This window comes from Microbacterium luticellae (assembly GCF_050408645.1).
Taxonomy (GTDB): domain Bacteria; phylum Actinomycetota; class Actinomycetes; order Actinomycetales; family Microbacteriaceae; genus Microbacterium.
This window is the reverse complement of the sequence record NZ_JBNTKE010000001.1, coordinates 748,946-766,086: the sequence shown is the minus strand read 5'-3', so window position 1 is coordinate 766,086 and position 17,141 is coordinate 748,946. Positions and strand designations below refer to the sequence as shown.

The window sequence follows — 17,141 nt, the reverse complement described above, 5'->3', positions numbered from 1 at the left end:
GACATTTTGAGTCATACGGGCTGCTGTGTGGCGTGCGTGCCGTAGGGTAGAAGAACGTGAGCAGACGAAGTGAGCAGCAGTGACGCACTACATTTATCTGGTTCGGCACGGCGAGCATCAAGACGCCGAGCATGGTTTGGTTGACGGCCCTCTTTCGCCTCGGGGTATTCGTCAGGCTGAGCACATTGCCGACCGGCTTTCGGGGCTCCCACTGGATACGGTGTGGCATTCTCCGCTGCTGCGTGCAGCCGAGACCGCCCGTGCCATCGCTGAGCGGCTTCCCGCCGTTGACCCCATGCCGTCAGCATTGCTGTTTGACTGTGTGCCGACGGGTATGACCGAAGATACCCCCGCAGCATACGAACCATTTTTTGGTTCGATTTCGGATGCCGAGATCGAGGCCGGGCGCGCGCAGATGGCCGACGCTGTCAATGAGTTTCTGCAGCGTAAACAGGGCGAAGTGCATGAGGTGCTCATCACCCACAACTTTGTGATCGCGTGGTTTGTTCGTGAGGTTCTAGGAGCCCCCGACTGGCGTTGGATGACGCTTAATCAGGCCAACTGTGGTTTGACGGTGATCGCGCAAAAGCCCGGTCGGCCATGGTCGTTGTTGACGCACAATGATCTGGGCCATCTGCCGATGGAATTGCGCACCGGTATGCCCGACCCCATTCCCGCCTAAGCAGGCCGGCGCCGTCTACAGCTGTTTGCGATACCAGCGGGTGGCATTGCTGTTGTCGTTATAGGGTTCGGTCGGTTCAAAACCGGCACGGTCATACAGGGCGCCCGCTGCCGTGAGTGTGTGATGGGTGTCGAGCACGAGTTCTGTCGCCTGCCAGGCGCGGGCCCTCTGCTCGAGGTGGTCGAGGAGGTCACGGCCGATATGTGCGCCGCGAAAATTCGGGTCGACAAACAGATGCTTGACCTCAAAGCGCACGGTAGGTGCTTCAGCAGCAAGACTTCGGATGCCGCCACACCCAACAACGCGCTCGTCGTCGGTCGTTGCCACAACAAACACTCCGTGCGGCGGTGTGAACACAGCAGGGTCGGGACGGGCTGGCCGATAGGTGCCGCCGGGGAAGGCCGCCGCCCGCACAGAGAAATAGTCATCGAGAATGCGGACAGCAGCAGCATCCGTCACCGGAACATCGCGGAACTGAACCATGAGCAAAACGTACTGCCGAATGGTTCACGGCGTTGACACCACGCGCCGACGGGCACGGTATGCGGCAAGAAGACACCGTATGCCGCGGGCGGAATAGACTGGTTACATGACGACACGTGTGGCCCTCGTGGGTGGTACCGGCAAACTTGGTTCGATTATTCGCGACGTTGTTGCCGAGACACCGGGGTTCGACATTGCGTCGGTGCTGACTTCGAGCAGCGATCTATCAGAGCTCTCGGGTGCCGACCTGGTTGTTGATGCCTCCACCCCGGCGGTCAGTATTGATGTTGTGCGCACCGCCATCGACCAGGGTGTTAACGTGCTCGTGGGCACGTCGGGATGGTCGGCAGAACGCATAGCTCTCGTGCGCCCGCTTGTTGAAGCTGCCGGTACCGGTGCGGTCTTTATTCCTAATTTCTCGCTTGGTTCTGCGCTGGGCACGGCACTGGCGGCCCTGACTGCACCGTTTTATTCTTCCATCGAAATTATCGAAACACACCGCGATACGAAGATTGATTCTCCCAGCGGAACCGCGGTGCGCACCGCAGAACTCATCACCCAGGCACGCAGTGGACAAGAACCCGTCGACACACCGTACGTTGATCAAGAAGCCCGCGGAGAAGTTGTTGCAGGAGTGCCCATCCACTCGCTTCGCCGCCCGGGCGTTATTGCCCAGCAGCAGGTACTGCTTTCGGGTCCGGGCGAAACCCTGTCGATTGTGCACGACACTTTTGATTCCGCGCAGGCGTATAGCCCCGGCATCCGGCTCTCTTTGCCTTTTGCCCGCGATGCGCGCGGCGTGACGGTGGGACTGGAGAACATCATCGATCTTGGACTGCAGCGGCGCGCATGATGTCACGAATAAGCGTCGCGATCATCGCCGTCTGCCTGCTGCTGTATATCGGTGCGGTGGGTTGGCTGGCATTCATTATGTTTCGCGTCGCCCAGCCCGTCTCTATTGCGATGGGCGCAGGACTCATTGTTATCGCCGCAATCGGAGCCTGGGCACTGTGGCGAGAAATAGTGTTCGGTATGCAATCGACCCGCATAGCGCAGCAGCTCGATAGCGAAGGAGGTATGCCCTCCACCGATGCGCCCTTATCGCCGACGGGGCGCCTCGCACCTGCCGATGCAGAACCGCTCGTACAGCAGCTGCGAGAAGAAGTCGACCGGATGCCACAGCAGTGGCGTGCGCACCTGCGGCTCGGCATCGCTCTTGATGCCGCGGGCCGTCGCCGCGAGGCGCGCGGCAGCATAGTTACGGCCACCCGCCTGTATCGCACAGAGAGCGCGAAAGAGACGTAGTGGCCGTAACCGCGAGAACGTAAAACCTAGGCGAGCGTGGCCTCGAGGGTAATGTCAATACCCGCGAGAGCCTGCGACACGGGGCAGCCGGCCTTTGCTTCTTCAGCAAAGCGCTGGAACTCCTCGGCCGAGAGGCCAGGAACACTGGCGTTTACGTTGAGGTGGCTCCCGGTGATTCCCTCACCGGGATTGAACGTAACGGATGCCGTGGTGTCGACGCGCTCCGGGGGAGTGCCGTTGCCAGCCAGGGCGTGCGAGAGAGCCATGCTGAAGCACGAAGAGTGTGCGGCAGCGATGAGTTCTTCGGGGGTGAGGGTGGCTTCAGCACCCTCGGAACGTGCCTTCCAGTTCATCGGAAAAGTACCGCCGCCAGAAGATGAGAACGCGACTGTTCCCGATCCCTCGGTCAAACTCCCCGTCCAGGTGGCAGCGGCTTCACTCGTTACAGCCATAATTTTCTCCTCATCGTTGCGGAAACAAATACGCAGCATCCGACAGAGAGGACGCTGAATGTCAGCCTACCTAACTGCGCCCCGCCGGGTATCGTGGCAGGCATGAGTGCCACCACAATTGCCACACCCTATGAAGACCTCCTTCGCGAGGTGCTCGAACACGGCACCCACAAGGGTGACCGCACCGGCACGGGCACCCGCAGTGTCTTTGGGCGGCAGATCCGATTTGATCTTGACGAAGGGTTCCCCCTCGTGACAACAAAACGGGTGCACTTTAAGTCGATCGCCTATGAACTGCTGTGGTTTCTCCGGGGCGAATCGAATGTGCAGTGGCTGCAAGAAAACGGCGTGCGCATCTGGAATGAATGGGCTGATGCCGATGGCGAGCTCGGGCCCGTGTACGGCGTGCAGTGGCGCTCATGGCCCACGGCAGACGGCGCAGCGATCGACCAGATCACCGAGGTCGTTGACGCTATTCGTCGCGACCCCGACTCGAGGCGCCTGATCGTATCGGCCTGGAACCCTGCCGATATTCCGGCGATGGCACTCGCACCGTGTCACGCGCTGTTTCAGTTTTATGTTGCCGATGGCAAGCTCTCCTGCCAGCTCTACCAGCGCAGCGCCGACCTCTTTTTGGGCGTGCCATTCAACATCGCCTCCTATGCGCTTTTGACACTCATGGTTGCACAGCAAACCGGCCTTGAACCCGGCGACTTTGTGTGGACCGGCGGCGACTGCCACATTTACGACAACCACGTTGATCAGGTGCGCGAGCAGCTCTCACGCACACCATTTCCGGCACCCCGCATGATTTTTGCTCGCCAACCTGCGTCGATCCTCGACTACGAGTACAGCGACTTTGTGCTCGAAAACTACCAGCACCACCCGACCATCACAGCGGCGGTTGCTGTATGAGTCTGATCGGCCTGATCTGGGCACAGGCACACGGCGGCGTTATCGGTGCCGACGGAGGAATGCCCTGGCACGTGCCCGAAGACCTCGCCCACTTTAAACAGACCACGCTCGGTAGCCCCGTGGTGATGGGCCGCCGCACGTGGGAGTCCCTACCGCCAGCGTTTCGGCCCCTGCCGGGGCGCCGCAACATTGTCGTCACTCGCAACAGCGAGTGGGCTGACGAAGGTGCAGAAACGGCGCCATCGATGGACGACGCACTGGCGCAGGCCGCAGCCGATAGCCCCGACACAATATGGGTGATTGGCGGGGGAGAAATATTCCGTCAAGTGCTACCGCACGCCACTATCGCGAGCGTGACAGAGCTCGACCTCGCAGTCACGGGTGCCGACACATTCGCACCGGCCCTTGACGACTTTACCGTGAGCGATGAAGGCCCGTGGCAGACGTCGCGCACCGGCATCCGGTATCGATTTTTAACCTACCAACGCTGACCGGGGAGGAACCCTGTATGCCCATTGCCCTGATCACCGGAGCTTCTGCTGGCCTTGGTGCGGAGTTTTCGCGCCAGCTAGCGGCCCGCGGCGCCGACCTCGTGCTCGTTGCACGCCAGCGTGAACCGTTAGAAGAGTTTGCTCAAGAACTGCGCCAGCAGCACGGAGTCGCCGTAGAACTCATCACCGCCGATCTTGCAGAACCCGATCAGGTAGCCACCGTCGTTGAGCGTCTGCACAACACCGACGAACCCGTTGACCTTCTCGTCAACAATGCCGGTTTTGGTTTGCCGCTGCAGTTTGCCGACAACAATATTGACGATGAAGTGCGGCACCTGCGCGTACACGTCGAGGCCTCCATGCGACTCATGCACGCGGCGCTGGCAACCATGCGGGGGCGGGGCGGAAGAATCATCAACGTCGCCTCGGTGGCCGGCTTTATCTCGCGGTCCACCTACTCGGCCTGCAAATCGTGGCTGATTGGGTTCAGCCAGTGGGCCAACTCCGAATACGCCGCCGATAACGTTAGCGTCACCGCCGTATGCCCCGGGTTTACCCACACGTCGTTCCACGAGCGCATGGGGCTGGCGCCTGGCGAAGAGGGGATCCCCACATTCATGTGGCTCCAGGCTCCCGCAGTCGTGCGGGAGGGTCTGCGCGACGCATCTCTGGGACGCGCTGTATCAATCCCCTCGTGGCGGTACAAAGCCATCGTGGCACTGACAAAACTGATGCCACGGTCACTGGCTGCTCGAGCCGCCCGCCGCGGGCGCGTATAAGTGGCATCCGACAGAATGCACACACCCCGCGAACCTTCGCCGGTGCAACGCGATACGCTGAGAAGCATGACCAAGACCGCGAACCCTTTCGGACAGGTACTCGTTGCGCTCGTTACCCCTATGACAGCAGACGGCGAAGTAGATTGGCCCGCGGTAGAAAAACACGTCGAAGCGTGTGTGAGCGACGGCGCCGATGGCATCGTGGTGACGGGCACGACGGGTGAGACTTCTACTCTGACCGACCCCGAAAAGATTCGCCTCGTTGAGGTCGCTAAAGACGTCGCGGGCGACCGCGCAAAGATTATTACGGGTGGTGGCTCGAACGAGACCGCTCACGCGATTGAGCTGTATCGCGCCAGCGAGAAGGCCGGTGCCGACGGCATCATGATCGTCACGCCCTATTACAACAAGCCCACGCAGGCCGGTATTCTCACCCACTTCCGGCTCGTTGCCGATGCCACCGATCTGCCCGTCATTCTGTACGACATTCCGGGCCGCACGGGTGTTCCCATCCAGTACGAAACGATTCTGCGCCTGGCGAACCACCCCAATATCCTTGCGATCAAAGATGCCAAGGGCGACTTCAGCGAGGTTAGTCGGGTGCTCAATCAGACCGACCTCATGTACTTCTCCGGCGATGACGCCAATGTGCTGCCGCACCTGGCTATTGGGGCCACAGGAATGATTGGCGTTACCGCGAACATTACGGCTGCTCCGTACCGCACGATTATCGATGCCGTGAACCGCGGAGACCTAGCAGCTGCGACAGCCGAGCATCGCCGACTCGAGCCACTGGTGCGTGCGGTCATGACGCATGTGCCCGGTACGGTCTCGGCGAAATATATTCTTCACGGTCTCGGCCGCATCGGTAGCCCCCGCGTGCGTCTTCCGCTGGTGGGTCCTGAAGAATCAGAAGCAGCAGTGATTGAAGAAGACCTCGCGCTGGTGCACAACGTGCCTGGCGCTGACTTTTCTAACTTCCGGCCCGACCGCAATGCGGCAGCCGGCGGCGCACTTCCTAAGGTGCCCGGAACGACGCGATAACAACCGCAGGAGCGGACACATTCACGGGCAATTGCGGCCCGATTGAGGGAGGAACCATGTCAATTCCGATCGCAGCGCCCGAGCCGCTGACCGACGGCACTTTACGAGTCACACCGCTGGGAGGGCTCGGCGAAGTCGGTCGCAACATGACCGTTTTTGAGTTTGACGGCAAACTCTTGATCGTCGACTGTGGCGTTCTCTTTCCCGAAGAGCACCAGCCCGGAGTCGACCTCATTCTGCCCGACTTCGAGCCGATCAAAGACCGGCTCGACGACATTGTTGGAGTCGTGCTGACGCACGGTCACGAAGACCACATCGGCGCTGTGCCGTACCTGCTGCGGCTCAAGCAAGACATCCCGTTGATCGGGTCGAGCCTGACTCTGGCGCTCGTCGAGGCGAAGCTGAAAGAGCATCGCATCAAGTCGTATTCGCTCACGGTAAAAGAAGGCGATAACGAAGAACTCGGGCCTTTCCAGCTTGAGTTTATTGCGGTCAACCACTCGATTCCGGATGCCTTGGCCGTGGCGATTCGCACGCCTGCGGGCCTTGTTCTCGCTACCGGTGACTTCAAGATGGACCAGTTGCCGCTCGACGGCCGACTCACCGATTTGCGTGCATTTTCCCGCTTGGGCGAAGAAGGAATTGATCTCTTCCTGGTGGACTCCACCAACGCCGATATTCCTGGCTTCACCCCGCTGGAGAGGTCGATCGGGCCTGTACTAGAGCAGGTTATTGCGCAGGCGCCGCGCCGCGTGATTGTGGCAAGCTTTGCCAGCCACGTTCACCGCGTACAGCAGGTGCTCGACGCTGCTCATGCACACGGGCGCCGCGTGGCGCTTCTCGGGCGCAGCATGGTGCGCAATATGACGATTGCAGCCGACCTGGGCTATCTCCATGTTCCCGACAATGTGCTGATCGACTACCGCAAGGCGCGCGACCTCCCCGATGACAAGATCGTTTATATGTCGACGGGTTCTCAGGGTGAGCCCATGGCTGTGCTGAGCCGAATGGCCAATCTCGACCATGCGATTGAACCGGGGCCGGGCGACACGGTGATTTTGGCTTCGAGCCTGATTCCTGGCAACGAGAACGCTGTTTATCGCGTGATTGACGGGCTCACGCGGCTCGGTGCCGATGTTGTGCACAAGGCGAACGCGCAGGTGCACGTTTCTGGTCATGCTGCTGCTGGCGAGCTGCTGTACTGCTACAACATTTTGAAACCGAAGAACGTTTTGCCAATTCACGGTGAATACCGTCACCTGATCGCGAATGCCAAGCTCGCGCAAGACACCGGAATTCCGCAGGAGCGAACCCTGATCGCCGATAACGGTACGGTCATCGATCTGAAAGACGGCGACGCACGCATTGTCGGTCAGCTCGACCTGGGCTTCGTGTACGTCGATGGCTCCACCGTGGGTGAGATCACCGATGCCGATCTGAAAGATCGTCGCATCCTGGGGGAAGAGGGCTTCATCTCTGTGATCGTTGTTGTCGATCCCTCCACCGGGTCCATCGTTTCGGGGCCGGAGATTCACGCTCGTGGCGTTGCCGAGGATGATGCGGTCTTTGACGATGTTGTGCCGAAGATCACGGCGGCGTTGAAAGAGGCCGTCGGTAACGGTGTGCGCGATAACCATGCGCTTTCGCAGGTGGTTCGTCGCACGATTGGTCGCTGGGTCAACCAGAAGTTGCGCCGCCGCCCCATGATTGTGCCGATGATTATCGAAGCGTGATTGCAGGCAACTGTTTCGGTCGAGAGCACGATTGTACGGTGAAATATCGGGGTTTTCCGCGTGGGTCCGCACAATGTCAGACGAGCGTCGTAGCGTGGGAGCATGGCTAGGAGTACGAACGCGCCCGCGAAGGGGCGCACAGCAGCGAAGTCGTCTGCGCGCACTCCTTCCTCTCGTGCGCGTAAACCGGCTCCTGCGCCGAAGAAATATGTCGATGAGCTCGAAAGGCCCCCTGTTGTGGCTCGCGCCTGGTTGGGCCTTGCACACGCCACGGGTGGGCTTTTTCGTGCCTTTGGCCCCGAGACTTTAGAAAAAGATCAGCGTCGCGACGGACTACCGTTCTTTCTTGTGCTGTTGGCCGTTGTCGGCGTGGTTGTCGAGTGGTTTTTAATCGGCAACCACATCGCGGCGCTCGTGAGTGCATACTCCTTTGGCGGTCTTGTTGGGCGCGTCGCCTTTGTGCTCCCTGTTCTCCTCATCATGCTGGCGGGGTGGCTGTTTCGTCACCCACCGACGGTGAACGACAACGGCCGTATCGGTATCGGCTTTGGTCTCCTCATTCTTGCCGTCGCTGGTTTTTGCCATGTGATCGCCGGTGAACAGGCCGGGGGAGTCCGGGTGCAGCCGCGCTCGGGAATGCCGGCGCTGAGCCAGGCCGGTGGCCTCTTTGGGTGGATGATCGGTGAACCACTGGCATTTTTGACGCCGCTTGTGGCGTGCATCGTGCTCGGTCTTTTTGCGCTGTTGAGCGTGCTTATTATCACCAAGACACCGCCTAATCGCATCGGCCGCCGCCTGGGTGAGCTTTATGACTGGATGTTTGGTGCCGATCGCACGGCAGACAAAGAATCGCGCGAGGCCGCCGATGCTGCAAGCGTAGGCGAGGATGCCGATGCCGAAACCGATGCCGACGAATCGGTGCCGTGGTGGCGGCGTAATCGCACGGGACGAGAAGAAGACCCGGATGCCGGTGCTCTGGGGTCCGACGATCTGACAGCGCTTCTGCCCGCAGACGGCACGGTCGACGGCGATACCCCTGCGTATGACCAGGCCGTGATTGTGAGCCATTCGGCAGAAGATCCGGCCGAGGCCGCAACAGAGATTCTTGACGATGTTCGTGCTGTGGCCGATTCGCTGTCGGACCAAAAATCAACGGCCCTGCTTGACGATGGCCCGACGGGTGAGCAGCCGGAGCTTCCTGGCCTTGATGGTTTTGGCACCGTTGGCCCGGGCGCCTCGGGTATGCAGGCGCCGTCGACGCCGTACAGTTTGCCGCCAAGTTCTACTCTGAGCGAGGGGCCACCCGCTGTTGCTCATTCGGAGGCGAACGATCACATCGTTGAGCAGATCACGAGTGTTCTGACGCAGTTCAAGGTTGATGCGAAGGTCACCGGCTTTTCGCGCGGCCCCACAGTGACGCAGTATGAGGTCGAAGTGGGTCGTGGTGTGAAGGTTGAGAAGATCACACAGCTGACCAACAATATTGCGTACGCCGTGGCGTCAAACGATGTGCGTATTCTGTCGCCCATACCGGGTAAGAGCGCGATCGGTATTGAGATTCCGAATAGCGACCGCGAAAAGGTTGCGCTGGGCGATGTTTTGCGGTCACCTGCCGCGCATAAGAGTACGCACCCCCTCACTATTGGCGTCGGTAAAGACGTGGGCGGCAACTTTGTTGTGGCGAACCTCGCCAAGATGCCCCACCTTCTCGTGGCAGGATCAACCGGATCGGGTAAATCGAGTTTCGTGAACTCGATGATCACAAGCCTGTTGATGAGGGCGCGGCCCGCCGATGTGCGCATGGTGCTGATCGACCCGAAACGGGTAGAGCTGACGAGCTATACCGGCGTTCCGCACCTCATCACACCCATCATCACGAACCCAAAAAAGGCCGCCGAGGCCCTGCAGTGGGTCGTGAAAGAGATGGATATGCGCTACGACGACCTCGCGTCGTTTGGCTTCCGTCATATTGACGACTTCAATAAAGCTGTTCGCAACGGCGAAGTCAAGCTTCCGGAAGGAAGCGAGCGTGTGCTTAAGCCCTATCCCTACCTGCTGATCGTGGTTGATGAGCTCGCCGATCTCATGATGGTGGCACCGCGCGATGTCGAAGACTCGATTGTGCGCATTACCCAGCTGGCCCGGGCTAGCGGCATCCACCTGGTGCTGGCAACGCAGCGCCCCAGCGTTGACGTCGTCACCGGCCTTATTAAAGCGAACGTACCCTCTCGCCTCGCCTTTGCGGTCACCAGTGTGACCGATAGCCGAGTCATTCTCGACAGCGCCGGGGCCGATAAACTCATCGGTCAGGGTGATGCGCTGTTCTCTCCCATGGGCACCTCCAAGCCGTTCCGCTTACAAGGAGCGTGGGTAGAAGAGAGCGAAATCGACGCCGTCGTCAAGCACGTGACGAGGCAAGCACAGCCGGAATACCGCGCGGATGTGCAAGAGGCGATAGAACCGAAGAAGCGCGAAATCGATGAAGACATCGGTGACGACCTCGAAGTGCTCCTTGCCGCCGCCGAGCTCATTGTCTCGACGCAGTTCGGCTCTACCTCCATGCTGCAGCGTAAGCTGCGCGTAGGGTTTGCCAAGGCTGGTCGCCTCATGGACCTTCTGGAGTCGCGCGAAATAGTTGGCCCCTCTGAGGGTTCCAAGGCACGCGATGTACTGGTGGGTGCCGAGCAACTCCCCGCCGTCTTGGCACGACTACGCGGCGAAGACGTACCGGGGGAGGCGGCTTCGCCACGACCGGCATCCGGGGTTGAAGACGCAGCCCATGACCCGGTTGAGCAGCAGTATGAGGGGCTTCCCGTTGTCGAATCGGATGACGACGGTGAAGAAGACGCCTGGGGTCTTACCGGGCGTGACTGACTAGAGGAAAGCACATGACAGTGCCACGCTGGCTGCCCAACGCCATCACAATCGCTCGAATTTTCTGTGCCCCCGCAGTGCTGTGGTTGCTGCTGGCGGATGCTTCCGCCGGCGGCGTGCTGCGATGGTGGGCGGCTGTGCTCTTTATCGTCGCCATCGCCACCGACGGTGTGGATGGCTATCTTGCTCGCAAATATGATCTGGTGAGCGACGCCGGAAAACTCCTTGATCCCATCGCCGATAAGGCTCTGACAGGAGTCGCATTTGTGGGGTTGTCGATCCTGGCCGAATTGCCCTGGTGGGTGACCGGTCTTGTGCTTATTCGCGAGCTCGGTATTACAGTGCACCGGCTGGTGGTCGCCAGCGACCACGTGGTGGCTGCGGCATGGATGGGTAAGCTGAAAACGGTTGCGCAGGCCGTGGCACTATCGCTTGCGCTCCTTCCTCTTCCTGCCCTTGTGGGGTCGTGGATGGTTATCGTCAATATCGTCACGATGACGATAGCCGTGGTGCTGACGGTGGCGAGCGGGATCGATTACGTTGTCGCCGAGGTTCGGGGCGCAAAGAACGATCGGACGGCGAATGACTAGCCCGGTCGACCTGGTCGCTCGCCTGCGACAGCGCGGATGGCAATTGGCCACGGCAGAGTCTCTGACCGGTGGGGCACTGTGCTCCACTATCGTCTCGGTGCCGGGGGCGTCTCAGGTGTTGGTGGGCGGGGTCGTGGCCTATGCGACCGAGATTAAGCAGCACCTCTTGCGCGTTGACCCGGGGCTTCTTCGAGAACACGGGCCGGTGCACGCCGATGTTGCCCGACAAATGGCCGAAAACGTGGGTGCTGTTCTGGCTCCGGATGCCGCTGTTACACCTGTTGGTCTATCGACCACGGGTATCGCCGGGCCAGACTCGCCCGATGGTCAGCCTGTTGGCACGGTGTATATCGGTGTGAGTACAGCGAATGACACGATTGTGCGCCGATTTCTCTTCGAAGGCGATCGTGCCAGCATCCGGCAACAGAGTGTCGACGCGGCCATTGCGTTGGCTCAGGAACATTGCTGATCGGGGAATAGAAGCGTGCCGACTGAAGTTGAGTCGAGTGTGCTCACATTTAATGCACAGGTGAAGAACGTACATTGGAAGAGTCGGAAAAGGGTTAGACTAACCGTCCGACCGGAATCGAATCTGACTAATATTCGGAGCGAACGAGAGGGGAGGTTCCCATGATCCTGGTAAGGCAAGAAATCGGTGATGTACTGCGGGACTTCCGTCTGCAAAAGGGGCGCACGCTGAGGCAGGTGGCTAGTAAAGCGTCAGTGGCGCTGGGCTATCTGAGCGAGGTGGAGCGCGGGCAGAAGGAGGCCTCCAGCGAGATCCTTGCTTCGGTTGCCGAGGCGCTCGATGTGCCCATTTCGACCATCATGCGTGAGGTTGGTGATCGCATTTCGGTGCTCGAGGGCCTGCACGTTATTCCCGATGTTGTGCCCGACGACCTCGTTGCCTCGGTTGAGCCCGAGCTGTCGCTGCGCTAACCGCATCGGTCTTTAATGCGCCGCAGTGAGTTTCTTCGTGCTGTAGAAGACGAGTTCGGCTCTCGGGCACGGTTTGTCACGGCTGATCTCAGTCTTGGGGCACTTCGCGGCCTTACGGCCGACGAAGCCATGCGTGAGGGCATTGACCCGCGTGTTATCTGGACTGCCCTGTGTGATGAGGCTGAGGTGCCTGCTCACCGTCGATATGGTGTGGGCAGAATTGAGCCCGCCCGGTAGCGTGGCACTCGGTGACGTTATTCGAAACTTTGTCGCGGCGTGTCTTCGAAAGTGTGTTCGATAGCGGCGTAGTGTTATCCACAGGTGGCGCAAAGCCAATGTTTATCCACAGTGACGACTTCTGCCGCTGAAATGTCAGAGGTCGAATCTAGTGTGATGGGCATGGCAGCACGCCACACGCCTTGTCGATATCTCTGCTGAAACCGGCAGTGCTCGACAGCCTATAGGCGGCCGATAAACACACTAAAGGAGCACCCTCCATGGCATCACCCACTAACCGCGAAAAAGCGCTGGAGTCTGCTCTTGCGCAGATCGACCGCCAGTTCGGTAAGGGTTCCGTTATGCGTCTCGGAAGCGACGAGCGCGCACCCGTCGAAGTTATCCCTACCGGCTCGATCGCCCTCGATGTGGCACTGGGTGTGGGCGGCCTGCCCCGGGGGCGAATTATCGAAATCTATGGGCCAGAGTCATCGGGTAAAACCACGCTGACGCTGCATGCGATCGCCAACGTGCAAAAAGCGGGTGGCATTGCTGCCTTCGTCGATGCGGAGCACGCGCTGGATCCTGACTACGCCAAGAAGCTCGGTGTTGATATCGATCAGTTGCTTGTGTCGCAGCCCGATACAGGTGAGCAGGCTCTCGAGATTGCCGACATGCTGATTCGCTCTGGAGCGATCGACCTGGTTGTCATTGACTCGGTTGCGGCGCTTGTTCCGCGCGCCGAAATCGAGGGAGAAATGGGCGACTCGCACGTGGGCCTTCAGGCTCGCCTAATGTCGCAGGCGCTGCGAAAGATTACCGGTGGCCTCAACCAGACAAAGACCTCGGCCATCTTTATTAACCAGCTGCGTGAAAAAATTGGCGTGTTCTTTGGTTCACCCGAGACCACAGCCGGTGGTAAAGCACTCAAGTTCTATTCATCGGTCAGACTCGATATTCGTCGGATCGAGACCCTCAAAGACGGGACCGAAGCGGTTGGTAACCGCACGCGCGTGAAGGTCGTAAAGAACAAGATGGCCCCGCCATTCAAGCAGGCAGAGTTCGACATCCTTTACGGCACGGGAATCTCTCGCGAAGGAAGCCTCATCGACTTTGGCGTGGAGCACGGCATCGTAAAGAAATCGGGCTCGTGGTACACCTACGACGGTGATCAGCTGGGTCAGGGTAAAGAAAACGCCCGCAATTTCCTGCTTAAAAATGTCGACATTGCTCTAGACATCGAGACAAAAATTAAACAGAAGCTGGGCATTGGTGGCCTGAGCGAAGCCGATGCTCCCGCCGACGAACTGGCAGAGCGTAGGCCTGCGTGAGTATGAACGAGCGGAATGATGGGGGCGAGGCTCTCGCTCCCATCATTCCCATATTCGGGCGCACGTCGAGCACAAAAGAGGCCGGCGACGAACAGGCCGGCACTCCCAGCAGCCGGCACCCCGCAGCACGCGCTGTGCGGCTTAGCCGCTCTATCGCCGATATCGCCCCGACAGCGGCGACAGAGGACGATACAGAGTCGGGTGATGCTGAGGCTCTCGATGCTGACTCTCATGACACTGCGGCTATTGACGCTGATCAGGCGCATGCGGTTCTTGTTAAAAAGCTTCGCGGCCGTCAGCTTTCGGTCAGCGAGGCGACGCGGGTATTGAACGACCTGGGTGCTGCTCAGACCACAATTGAAGAGGTGATTGTCGACTTTATTGAACGGCGATACCTCGACGACTATGGGTTAGCGCGAACCCTTGTGGCAGCGGGCATCGAAAGAAAACATCAGGGGCGACGCGCCCTTGCTCAGACACTGAAGCAGAGAGGCTTATCGCACGAGGTCATTGACGAAGTGCTCGAAGAAACGGGCGATGACGAAGCTGCCCGAGCACTCCAGTACGCACAAGAAAAGGCTCGTTCGCTCAGCCGCTACGACGACGAGGTTGCGCTACGCCGACTCGTCGGTCAACTCGCTCGCCGTGGCTACAGCGGGGGTATTGCGGTTTCGGCTGCAAAACAGGCACTCGCGCATAACGCAGCATCCGGTGGCGTACGGTTCGAGCCCAGCTAGAGCGGCGTAGAGTCATCTGACTGTATACAGCGCTTATTCTGCAAACCAACCGTAGAATGGCATGCATCATGACTTCTCCAGCCAGTGAACCGACGATCATCGCGCCTTCGCCCGCCGCGTTGACGAACGACGGCAGGCCGCGTACCTACGAAGTACGCACCTTCGGGTGCCAGATGAACGTGCACGACTCCGAACGACTCTCCGGATCTCTCGAGAGCGCCGGATACATCCGTGCTGACGACGACAATGACGCCGACGTCATCATCATCAACACGTGCGCCGTGCGGGACAACGCCGCCGGCAAACTGTATGGCACGCTCGGCCACCTCAAATCGCGGAAAGACAAACACGAGGGCATGCAGATCGCCGTCGGCGGTTGTCTCGCGCAGATGGACCGCCAGGCTGTCATTGACAAAGCACCCTGGGTCGACGTGGTTTTCGGCACCCACAACATGGGCTCCCTTCCCGGCCTGCTTGAACGCGCACGGCACAACGGAGAAGCAGAGCTCGAAATTCTCGAATCGCTCGAAGTGTTTCCGTCAACACTGCCCACCCGCCGAGACTCAGCGCACAGCGCCTGGGTGTCGATCTCGGTTGGTTGTAACAACACGTGCACGTTCTGCATTGTGCCGAGCCTGCGAGGGAAAGAAAAAGATCGCCGACCCGGAGACATCCTCAACGAGATTCGGCTGCTTGTCGAAGACGGTGCCATCGAAGTGACTTTGCTGGGCCAAAACGTTAACTCGTACGGAGTTGAGTTTGGTGACCGGCAGGCGTTCAGCAAACTTCTGCGCGCTGCAGGAACCATTGAGGGCCTGGAAAGAATTCGCTTTACGAGCCCGCACCCGGCCGCGTTCACCGACGACGTGATCGAAGCGATGGCAGAAACACCCACGGTTATGCCCCAGCTGCACATGCCACTGCAGTCGGGCAGCGACCGCATTCTGCGGGCTATGCGCCGCTCATACCGCAGCGATAAGTACCTGGGGATTCTCGACAAAGTGCGTGAACGCATTCCGTATGCAGCGATTACCACCGACATCATCGTCGGTTTTCCCGGTGAAACCGAAGAAGACTTTGAAGACACCATGCGCGTTGTCGAACAGGCTCGTTTTGCCAGCGCCTACACGTTCCAATACTCCATTCGTGAAGGCACCCCCGCCGCCACCATGGACGACCAGGTGCCCAAAGAGGTCGTACAAGAACGCTACGAACGACTTCTCGCACTGCAAGAACGCATCAGCGTTGAAGAAAACCACAAACAGGTGGGCCGCGAAGTCGACGTACTCGTCTCGGCCGGTGAAGGCAAGAAAGACGCCGCCACCCACCGGCTTACCGGCCGTGCTGAAGACAACCGGCTCGTGCACTTTCAGGTGCCCGAAAACTCACCGCGCCCGCGACCGGGCGATGTCGTGACGGTAACGATCACGCACGCAGCTCCCTTCCACCTGCTGGCCGACGACCCCACCGGGGCACCGCTGCGCATTCGCCGCACCCGCGGTGGCGACGCTTGGGACCGCGCGCAGGCAGAAAGCTGTAGCGTGCCCGAGCCCGGATCAGCGGGGCCACGCCCCGTCGCGCTGGGGCTTCCTTCTCTGCGCACTCAGGCGTGACCGTGCCCGCACGGGCCAACACCGGCTCACGGCGGGTATGGGCGGTCATCGGGGCCACAGGTACCGGTAAGAGCGATCTGGCCGTGCGGCTCGCCGAACATCTGCGCAGCACAGGCAACCCGGCACAGATCGTCAACAGCGATGCCATGCAGTTCTACCGCGGCATGGACATCGGTACAGCGAAGCTGTCGATGCGCGAACGTCGCGGAATACCGCACCACCTCTTTGATGTGCGCGATGTGTCAGAAGAGGCCGCCGTGGCCTGGTACCAGCCTCTTGCACGAACCACCATTGACAAGATTCACCAAAGCGGTGGCGACGCAATCGTCGTTGGAGGTTCGGGACTTTACGTCTCGAGCGCCATCTATAACTTTCGTTTTCCGCCCCGCGACGCCGCGGCTCGTGCACACTGGGAACAGCAGCTTGCCGAGTGCGGCCCCGGGGTGCTCTACGCCGAGCTGCAGAAGCAAGACCCAGCGACGGCCGAACGCATCGACCCTCGTAACGTTCGCCGCCTCATACGTGCACTCGAGGTGCTCGCACAGGGCCAAAAAACGCACGGTGCTGCACTGCCGCAGCATCCGGAACCCTGGTATCCCATGACCACGATCATTGGTCTGCATGTAGAACGCGCCGAGCTTGTACAGCGGCTCGATGAGCGCGTGCGCCGCATCTGGCGCGACGGCATTGTTGAAGAAACAGCACGCTTGCGCACTCTCGGGCTCGAGCAGGGAGTGACCGCGAGTCGCGCAATCGGCTACGCCCAGGCGCTCGCACAGCTTGACGGACACATGACACAGGACGAAGCAATAACGCTCACCCAAACACTCACACGTCGCTATGCGCGACGCCAGGTGTCGTGGTTCCGGCGGTATCCCGGCATCCGGTGGCATGAGCCAACCGTTGCACCAGAAACTCTCGTGTCAGAAGCAGCCGACGAAGCTTCGTAGACTGACA

19 protein-coding genes are annotated in these 17,141 nt (G+C 60.0%); 17 read left to right on the top strand and 2 right to left on the bottom strand.

Features of this window, described 5'->3' with window-relative positions; translation table 11 throughout:
• Positions 1–79 precede the first annotated feature (79 nt).
• Positions 80–682 (top strand): histidine phosphatase family protein, encoded by a 603-nt coding sequence (locus tag ACQUSW_RS03910; protein ID WP_428930940.1) that lies wholly within the window; start codon positions 80–82, stop codon positions 680–682.
• 15 nt (positions 683–697) lie between these two features.
• Here ACQUSW_RS03910 and ACQUSW_RS03905 read toward each other — a convergent pair whose 3' ends face one another.
• Positions 698–1,165, bottom strand: coding sequence for a GNAT family N-acetyltransferase (locus tag ACQUSW_RS03905; protein ID WP_428930939.1), 468 nt, complete (start codon positions 1,163–1,165; stop codon positions 698–700).
• Positions 1,166–1,271: 106 nt separating this feature from the next.
• On the opposite strand from ACQUSW_RS03905, the gene dapB reads away from it, so the two are divergent.
• Both dapB and ACQUSW_RS03895 read left to right on the top strand, forming a co-directional pair.
• Positions 1,272–2,018 (top strand): 4-hydroxy-tetrahydrodipicolinate reductase, encoded by a 747-nt coding sequence (dapB, locus tag ACQUSW_RS03900; protein ID WP_428930938.1) that lies wholly within the window; start codon positions 1,272–1,274, stop codon positions 2,016–2,018.
• Positions 2,015–2,470 (top strand): hypothetical protein, encoded by a 456-nt coding sequence (locus tag ACQUSW_RS03895; RefSeq protein ID WP_428930937.1) that lies wholly within the window; start codon positions 2,015–2,017, stop codon positions 2,468–2,470. Before dapB ends, ACQUSW_RS03895 begins: the two co-directional genes overlap by 4 nt.
• 26 nt (positions 2,471–2,496) lie before the next feature.
• Here ACQUSW_RS03895 and ACQUSW_RS03890 read toward each other — a convergent pair whose 3' ends face one another.
• Positions 2,497–2,922 carry an OsmC family peroxiredoxin gene (locus tag ACQUSW_RS03890; RefSeq protein WP_428930936.1) on the bottom strand — a complete coding sequence of 142 codons (426 nt, stop codon included), beginning with the start codon at positions 2,920–2,922 and terminating at the stop codon, positions 2,497–2,499.
• 102 nt (positions 2,923–3,024) lie between these two features.
• Between ACQUSW_RS03890 and ACQUSW_RS03885 the strand changes: the two genes are divergently transcribed.
• The 14 genes from ACQUSW_RS03885 (at position 3,025) to miaA (ending at position 17,134) form a co-directional block, all read left to right on the top strand.
• A complete protein-coding gene (locus tag ACQUSW_RS03885) occupies positions 3,025–3,837 on the top strand; it encodes a thymidylate synthase (protein ID WP_428930935.1) in 813 nt (270 codons plus the stop codon).
• Positions 3,834–4,328: a dihydrofolate reductase gene (locus tag ACQUSW_RS03880; protein ID WP_428930934.1), complete on the top strand. Its 495-nt coding sequence runs from the start codon at positions 3,834–3,836 to the stop codon at positions 4,326–4,328. Before ACQUSW_RS03885 ends, ACQUSW_RS03880 begins: the two co-directional genes overlap by 4 nt.
• A gap of 17 nt (positions 4,329–4,345) precedes the next feature.
• The gene (locus ACQUSW_RS03875; RefSeq protein ID WP_428930933.1) at positions 4,346–5,107 is read left to right on the top strand and encodes an SDR family NAD(P)-dependent oxidoreductase; all 762 of its coding nucleotides are present in this window, start codon (positions 4,346–4,348) and stop codon (positions 5,105–5,107) included.
• Positions 5,108–5,173: 66 nt separating this feature from the next.
• On the top strand, positions 5,174–6,151 hold the full coding sequence (gene dapA / locus ACQUSW_RS03870; RefSeq protein ID WP_428930932.1) for a 4-hydroxy-tetrahydrodipicolinate synthase: 978 nt from the start codon (positions 5,174–5,176) through the stop codon (positions 6,149–6,151).
• Between the two features lie 56 nt (positions 6,152–6,207).
• On the top strand, positions 6,208–7,884 hold the full coding sequence (locus ACQUSW_RS03865) for a ribonuclease J (protein WP_428930931.1): 1,677 nt from the start codon (positions 6,208–6,210) through the stop codon (positions 7,882–7,884).
• A gap of 102 nt (positions 7,885–7,986) precedes the next feature.
• Entirely contained in the window at positions 7,987–10,758 is a 2,772-nt protein-coding gene (locus ACQUSW_RS03860) for an FtsK/SpoIIIE family DNA translocase (RefSeq protein ID WP_428930930.1), read from the top strand.
• Between the two features lie 14 nt (positions 10,759–10,772).
• Positions 10,773–11,348 (top strand): CDP-diacylglycerol--glycerol-3-phosphate 3-phosphatidyltransferase, encoded by a 576-nt coding sequence (gene pgsA, locus ACQUSW_RS03855; protein ID WP_428930929.1) that lies wholly within the window; start codon positions 10,773–10,775, stop codon positions 11,346–11,348.
• Positions 11,341–11,817: a CinA family protein gene (locus ACQUSW_RS03850; RefSeq protein WP_428930928.1), complete on the top strand. Its 477-nt coding sequence runs from the start codon at positions 11,341–11,343 to the stop codon at positions 11,815–11,817. Before pgsA ends, ACQUSW_RS03850 begins: the two co-directional genes overlap by 8 nt.
• Before the next feature lie 161 nt (positions 11,818–11,978).
• Positions 11,979–12,287: a helix-turn-helix domain-containing protein gene (locus ACQUSW_RS03845; RefSeq protein WP_428930927.1), complete on the top strand. Its 309-nt coding sequence runs from the start codon at positions 11,979–11,981 to the stop codon at positions 12,285–12,287.
• A gap of 15 nt (positions 12,288–12,302) precedes the next feature.
• Positions 12,303–12,524 (top strand): DUF3046 domain-containing protein, encoded by a 222-nt coding sequence (locus tag ACQUSW_RS03840; RefSeq protein ID WP_428930926.1) that lies wholly within the window; start codon positions 12,303–12,305, stop codon positions 12,522–12,524.
• A 260-nt stretch (positions 12,525–12,784) separates the two neighbouring features.
• Positions 12,785–13,834 (top strand): recombinase RecA, encoded by a 1,050-nt coding sequence (gene recA, locus ACQUSW_RS03835; protein ID WP_428930925.1) that lies wholly within the window; start codon positions 12,785–12,787, stop codon positions 13,832–13,834.
• A 2-nt stretch (positions 13,835–13,836) separates the two neighbouring features.
• A complete protein-coding gene (locus tag ACQUSW_RS03830) occupies positions 13,837–14,571 on the top strand; it encodes a regulatory protein RecX (protein ID WP_428931273.1) in 735 nt (244 codons plus the stop codon).
• A 68-nt stretch (positions 14,572–14,639) separates the two neighbouring features.
• Entirely contained in the window at positions 14,640–16,184 is a 1,545-nt protein-coding gene (gene miaB, locus ACQUSW_RS03825; protein WP_428930924.1) for a tRNA (N6-isopentenyl adenosine(37)-C2)-methylthiotransferase MiaB, read from the top strand.
• Positions 16,181–17,134, top strand: coding sequence for a tRNA (adenosine(37)-N6)-dimethylallyltransferase MiaA (gene miaA / locus ACQUSW_RS03820; RefSeq protein ID WP_428930923.1), 954 nt, complete (start codon positions 16,181–16,183; stop codon positions 17,132–17,134). Before miaB ends, miaA begins: the two co-directional genes overlap by 4 nt.
• Positions 17,135–17,141 lie beyond the last annotated feature (7 nt).

Excerpts from the sequence above, each read along its gene's own strand:
- ACQUSW_RS03905 (WP_428930939.1), bottom strand. The coding sequence starts at position 1,165 with ATGGTTCAGTTCCGCGATGTTCCGGTGACGGATGCTGCTGCTGTCCGC.
- dapB (WP_428930938.1), top strand. The coding sequence starts at position 1,272 with ATGACGACACGTGTGGCCCTCGTGGGTGGTACCGGCAAACTTGGTTCG.
- ACQUSW_RS03895 (WP_428930937.1), top strand. The coding sequence starts at position 2,015 with ATGATGTCACGAATAAGCGTCGCGATCATCGCCGTCTGCCTGCTGCTG.
- ACQUSW_RS03890 (WP_428930936.1), bottom strand. The coding sequence starts at position 2,922 with ATGGCTGTAACGAGTGAAGCCGCTGCCACCTGGACGGGGAGTTTGACC.
- ACQUSW_RS03885 (WP_428930935.1), top strand. The coding sequence starts at position 3,025 with ATGAGTGCCACCACAATTGCCACACCCTATGAAGACCTCCTTCGCGAG.
- ACQUSW_RS03880 (WP_428930934.1), top strand. The coding sequence starts at position 3,834 with ATGAGTCTGATCGGCCTGATCTGGGCACAGGCACACGGCGGCGTTATC.
- ACQUSW_RS03875 (WP_428930933.1), top strand. The coding sequence starts at position 4,346 with ATGCCCATTGCCCTGATCACCGGAGCTTCTGCTGGCCTTGGTGCGGAG.
- dapA (WP_428930932.1), top strand. The coding sequence starts at position 5,174 with ATGACCAAGACCGCGAACCCTTTCGGACAGGTACTCGTTGCGCTCGTT.
- ACQUSW_RS03865 (WP_428930931.1), top strand. The coding sequence starts at position 6,208 with ATGTCAATTCCGATCGCAGCGCCCGAGCCGCTGACCGACGGCACTTTA.
- ACQUSW_RS03860 (WP_428930930.1), top strand. The coding sequence starts at position 7,987 with ATGGCTAGGAGTACGAACGCGCCCGCGAAGGGGCGCACAGCAGCGAAG.
- pgsA (WP_428930929.1), top strand. The coding sequence starts at position 10,773 with ATGACAGTGCCACGCTGGCTGCCCAACGCCATCACAATCGCTCGAATT.
- ACQUSW_RS03850 (WP_428930928.1), top strand. The coding sequence starts at position 11,341 with ATGACTAGCCCGGTCGACCTGGTCGCTCGCCTGCGACAGCGCGGATGG.
- ACQUSW_RS03845 (WP_428930927.1), top strand. The coding sequence starts at position 11,979 with ATGATCCTGGTAAGGCAAGAAATCGGTGATGTACTGCGGGACTTCCGT.
- ACQUSW_RS03840 (WP_428930926.1), top strand. The coding sequence starts at position 12,303 with ATGCGCCGCAGTGAGTTTCTTCGTGCTGTAGAAGACGAGTTCGGCTCT.
- recA (WP_428930925.1), top strand. The coding sequence starts at position 12,785 with ATGGCATCACCCACTAACCGCGAAAAAGCGCTGGAGTCTGCTCTTGCG.
- ACQUSW_RS03830 (WP_428931273.1), top strand. The coding sequence starts at position 13,837 with ATGAACGAGCGGAATGATGGGGGCGAGGCTCTCGCTCCCATCATTCCC.
- miaB (WP_428930924.1), top strand. The coding sequence starts at position 14,640 with ATGACTTCTCCAGCCAGTGAACCGACGATCATCGCGCCTTCGCCCGCC.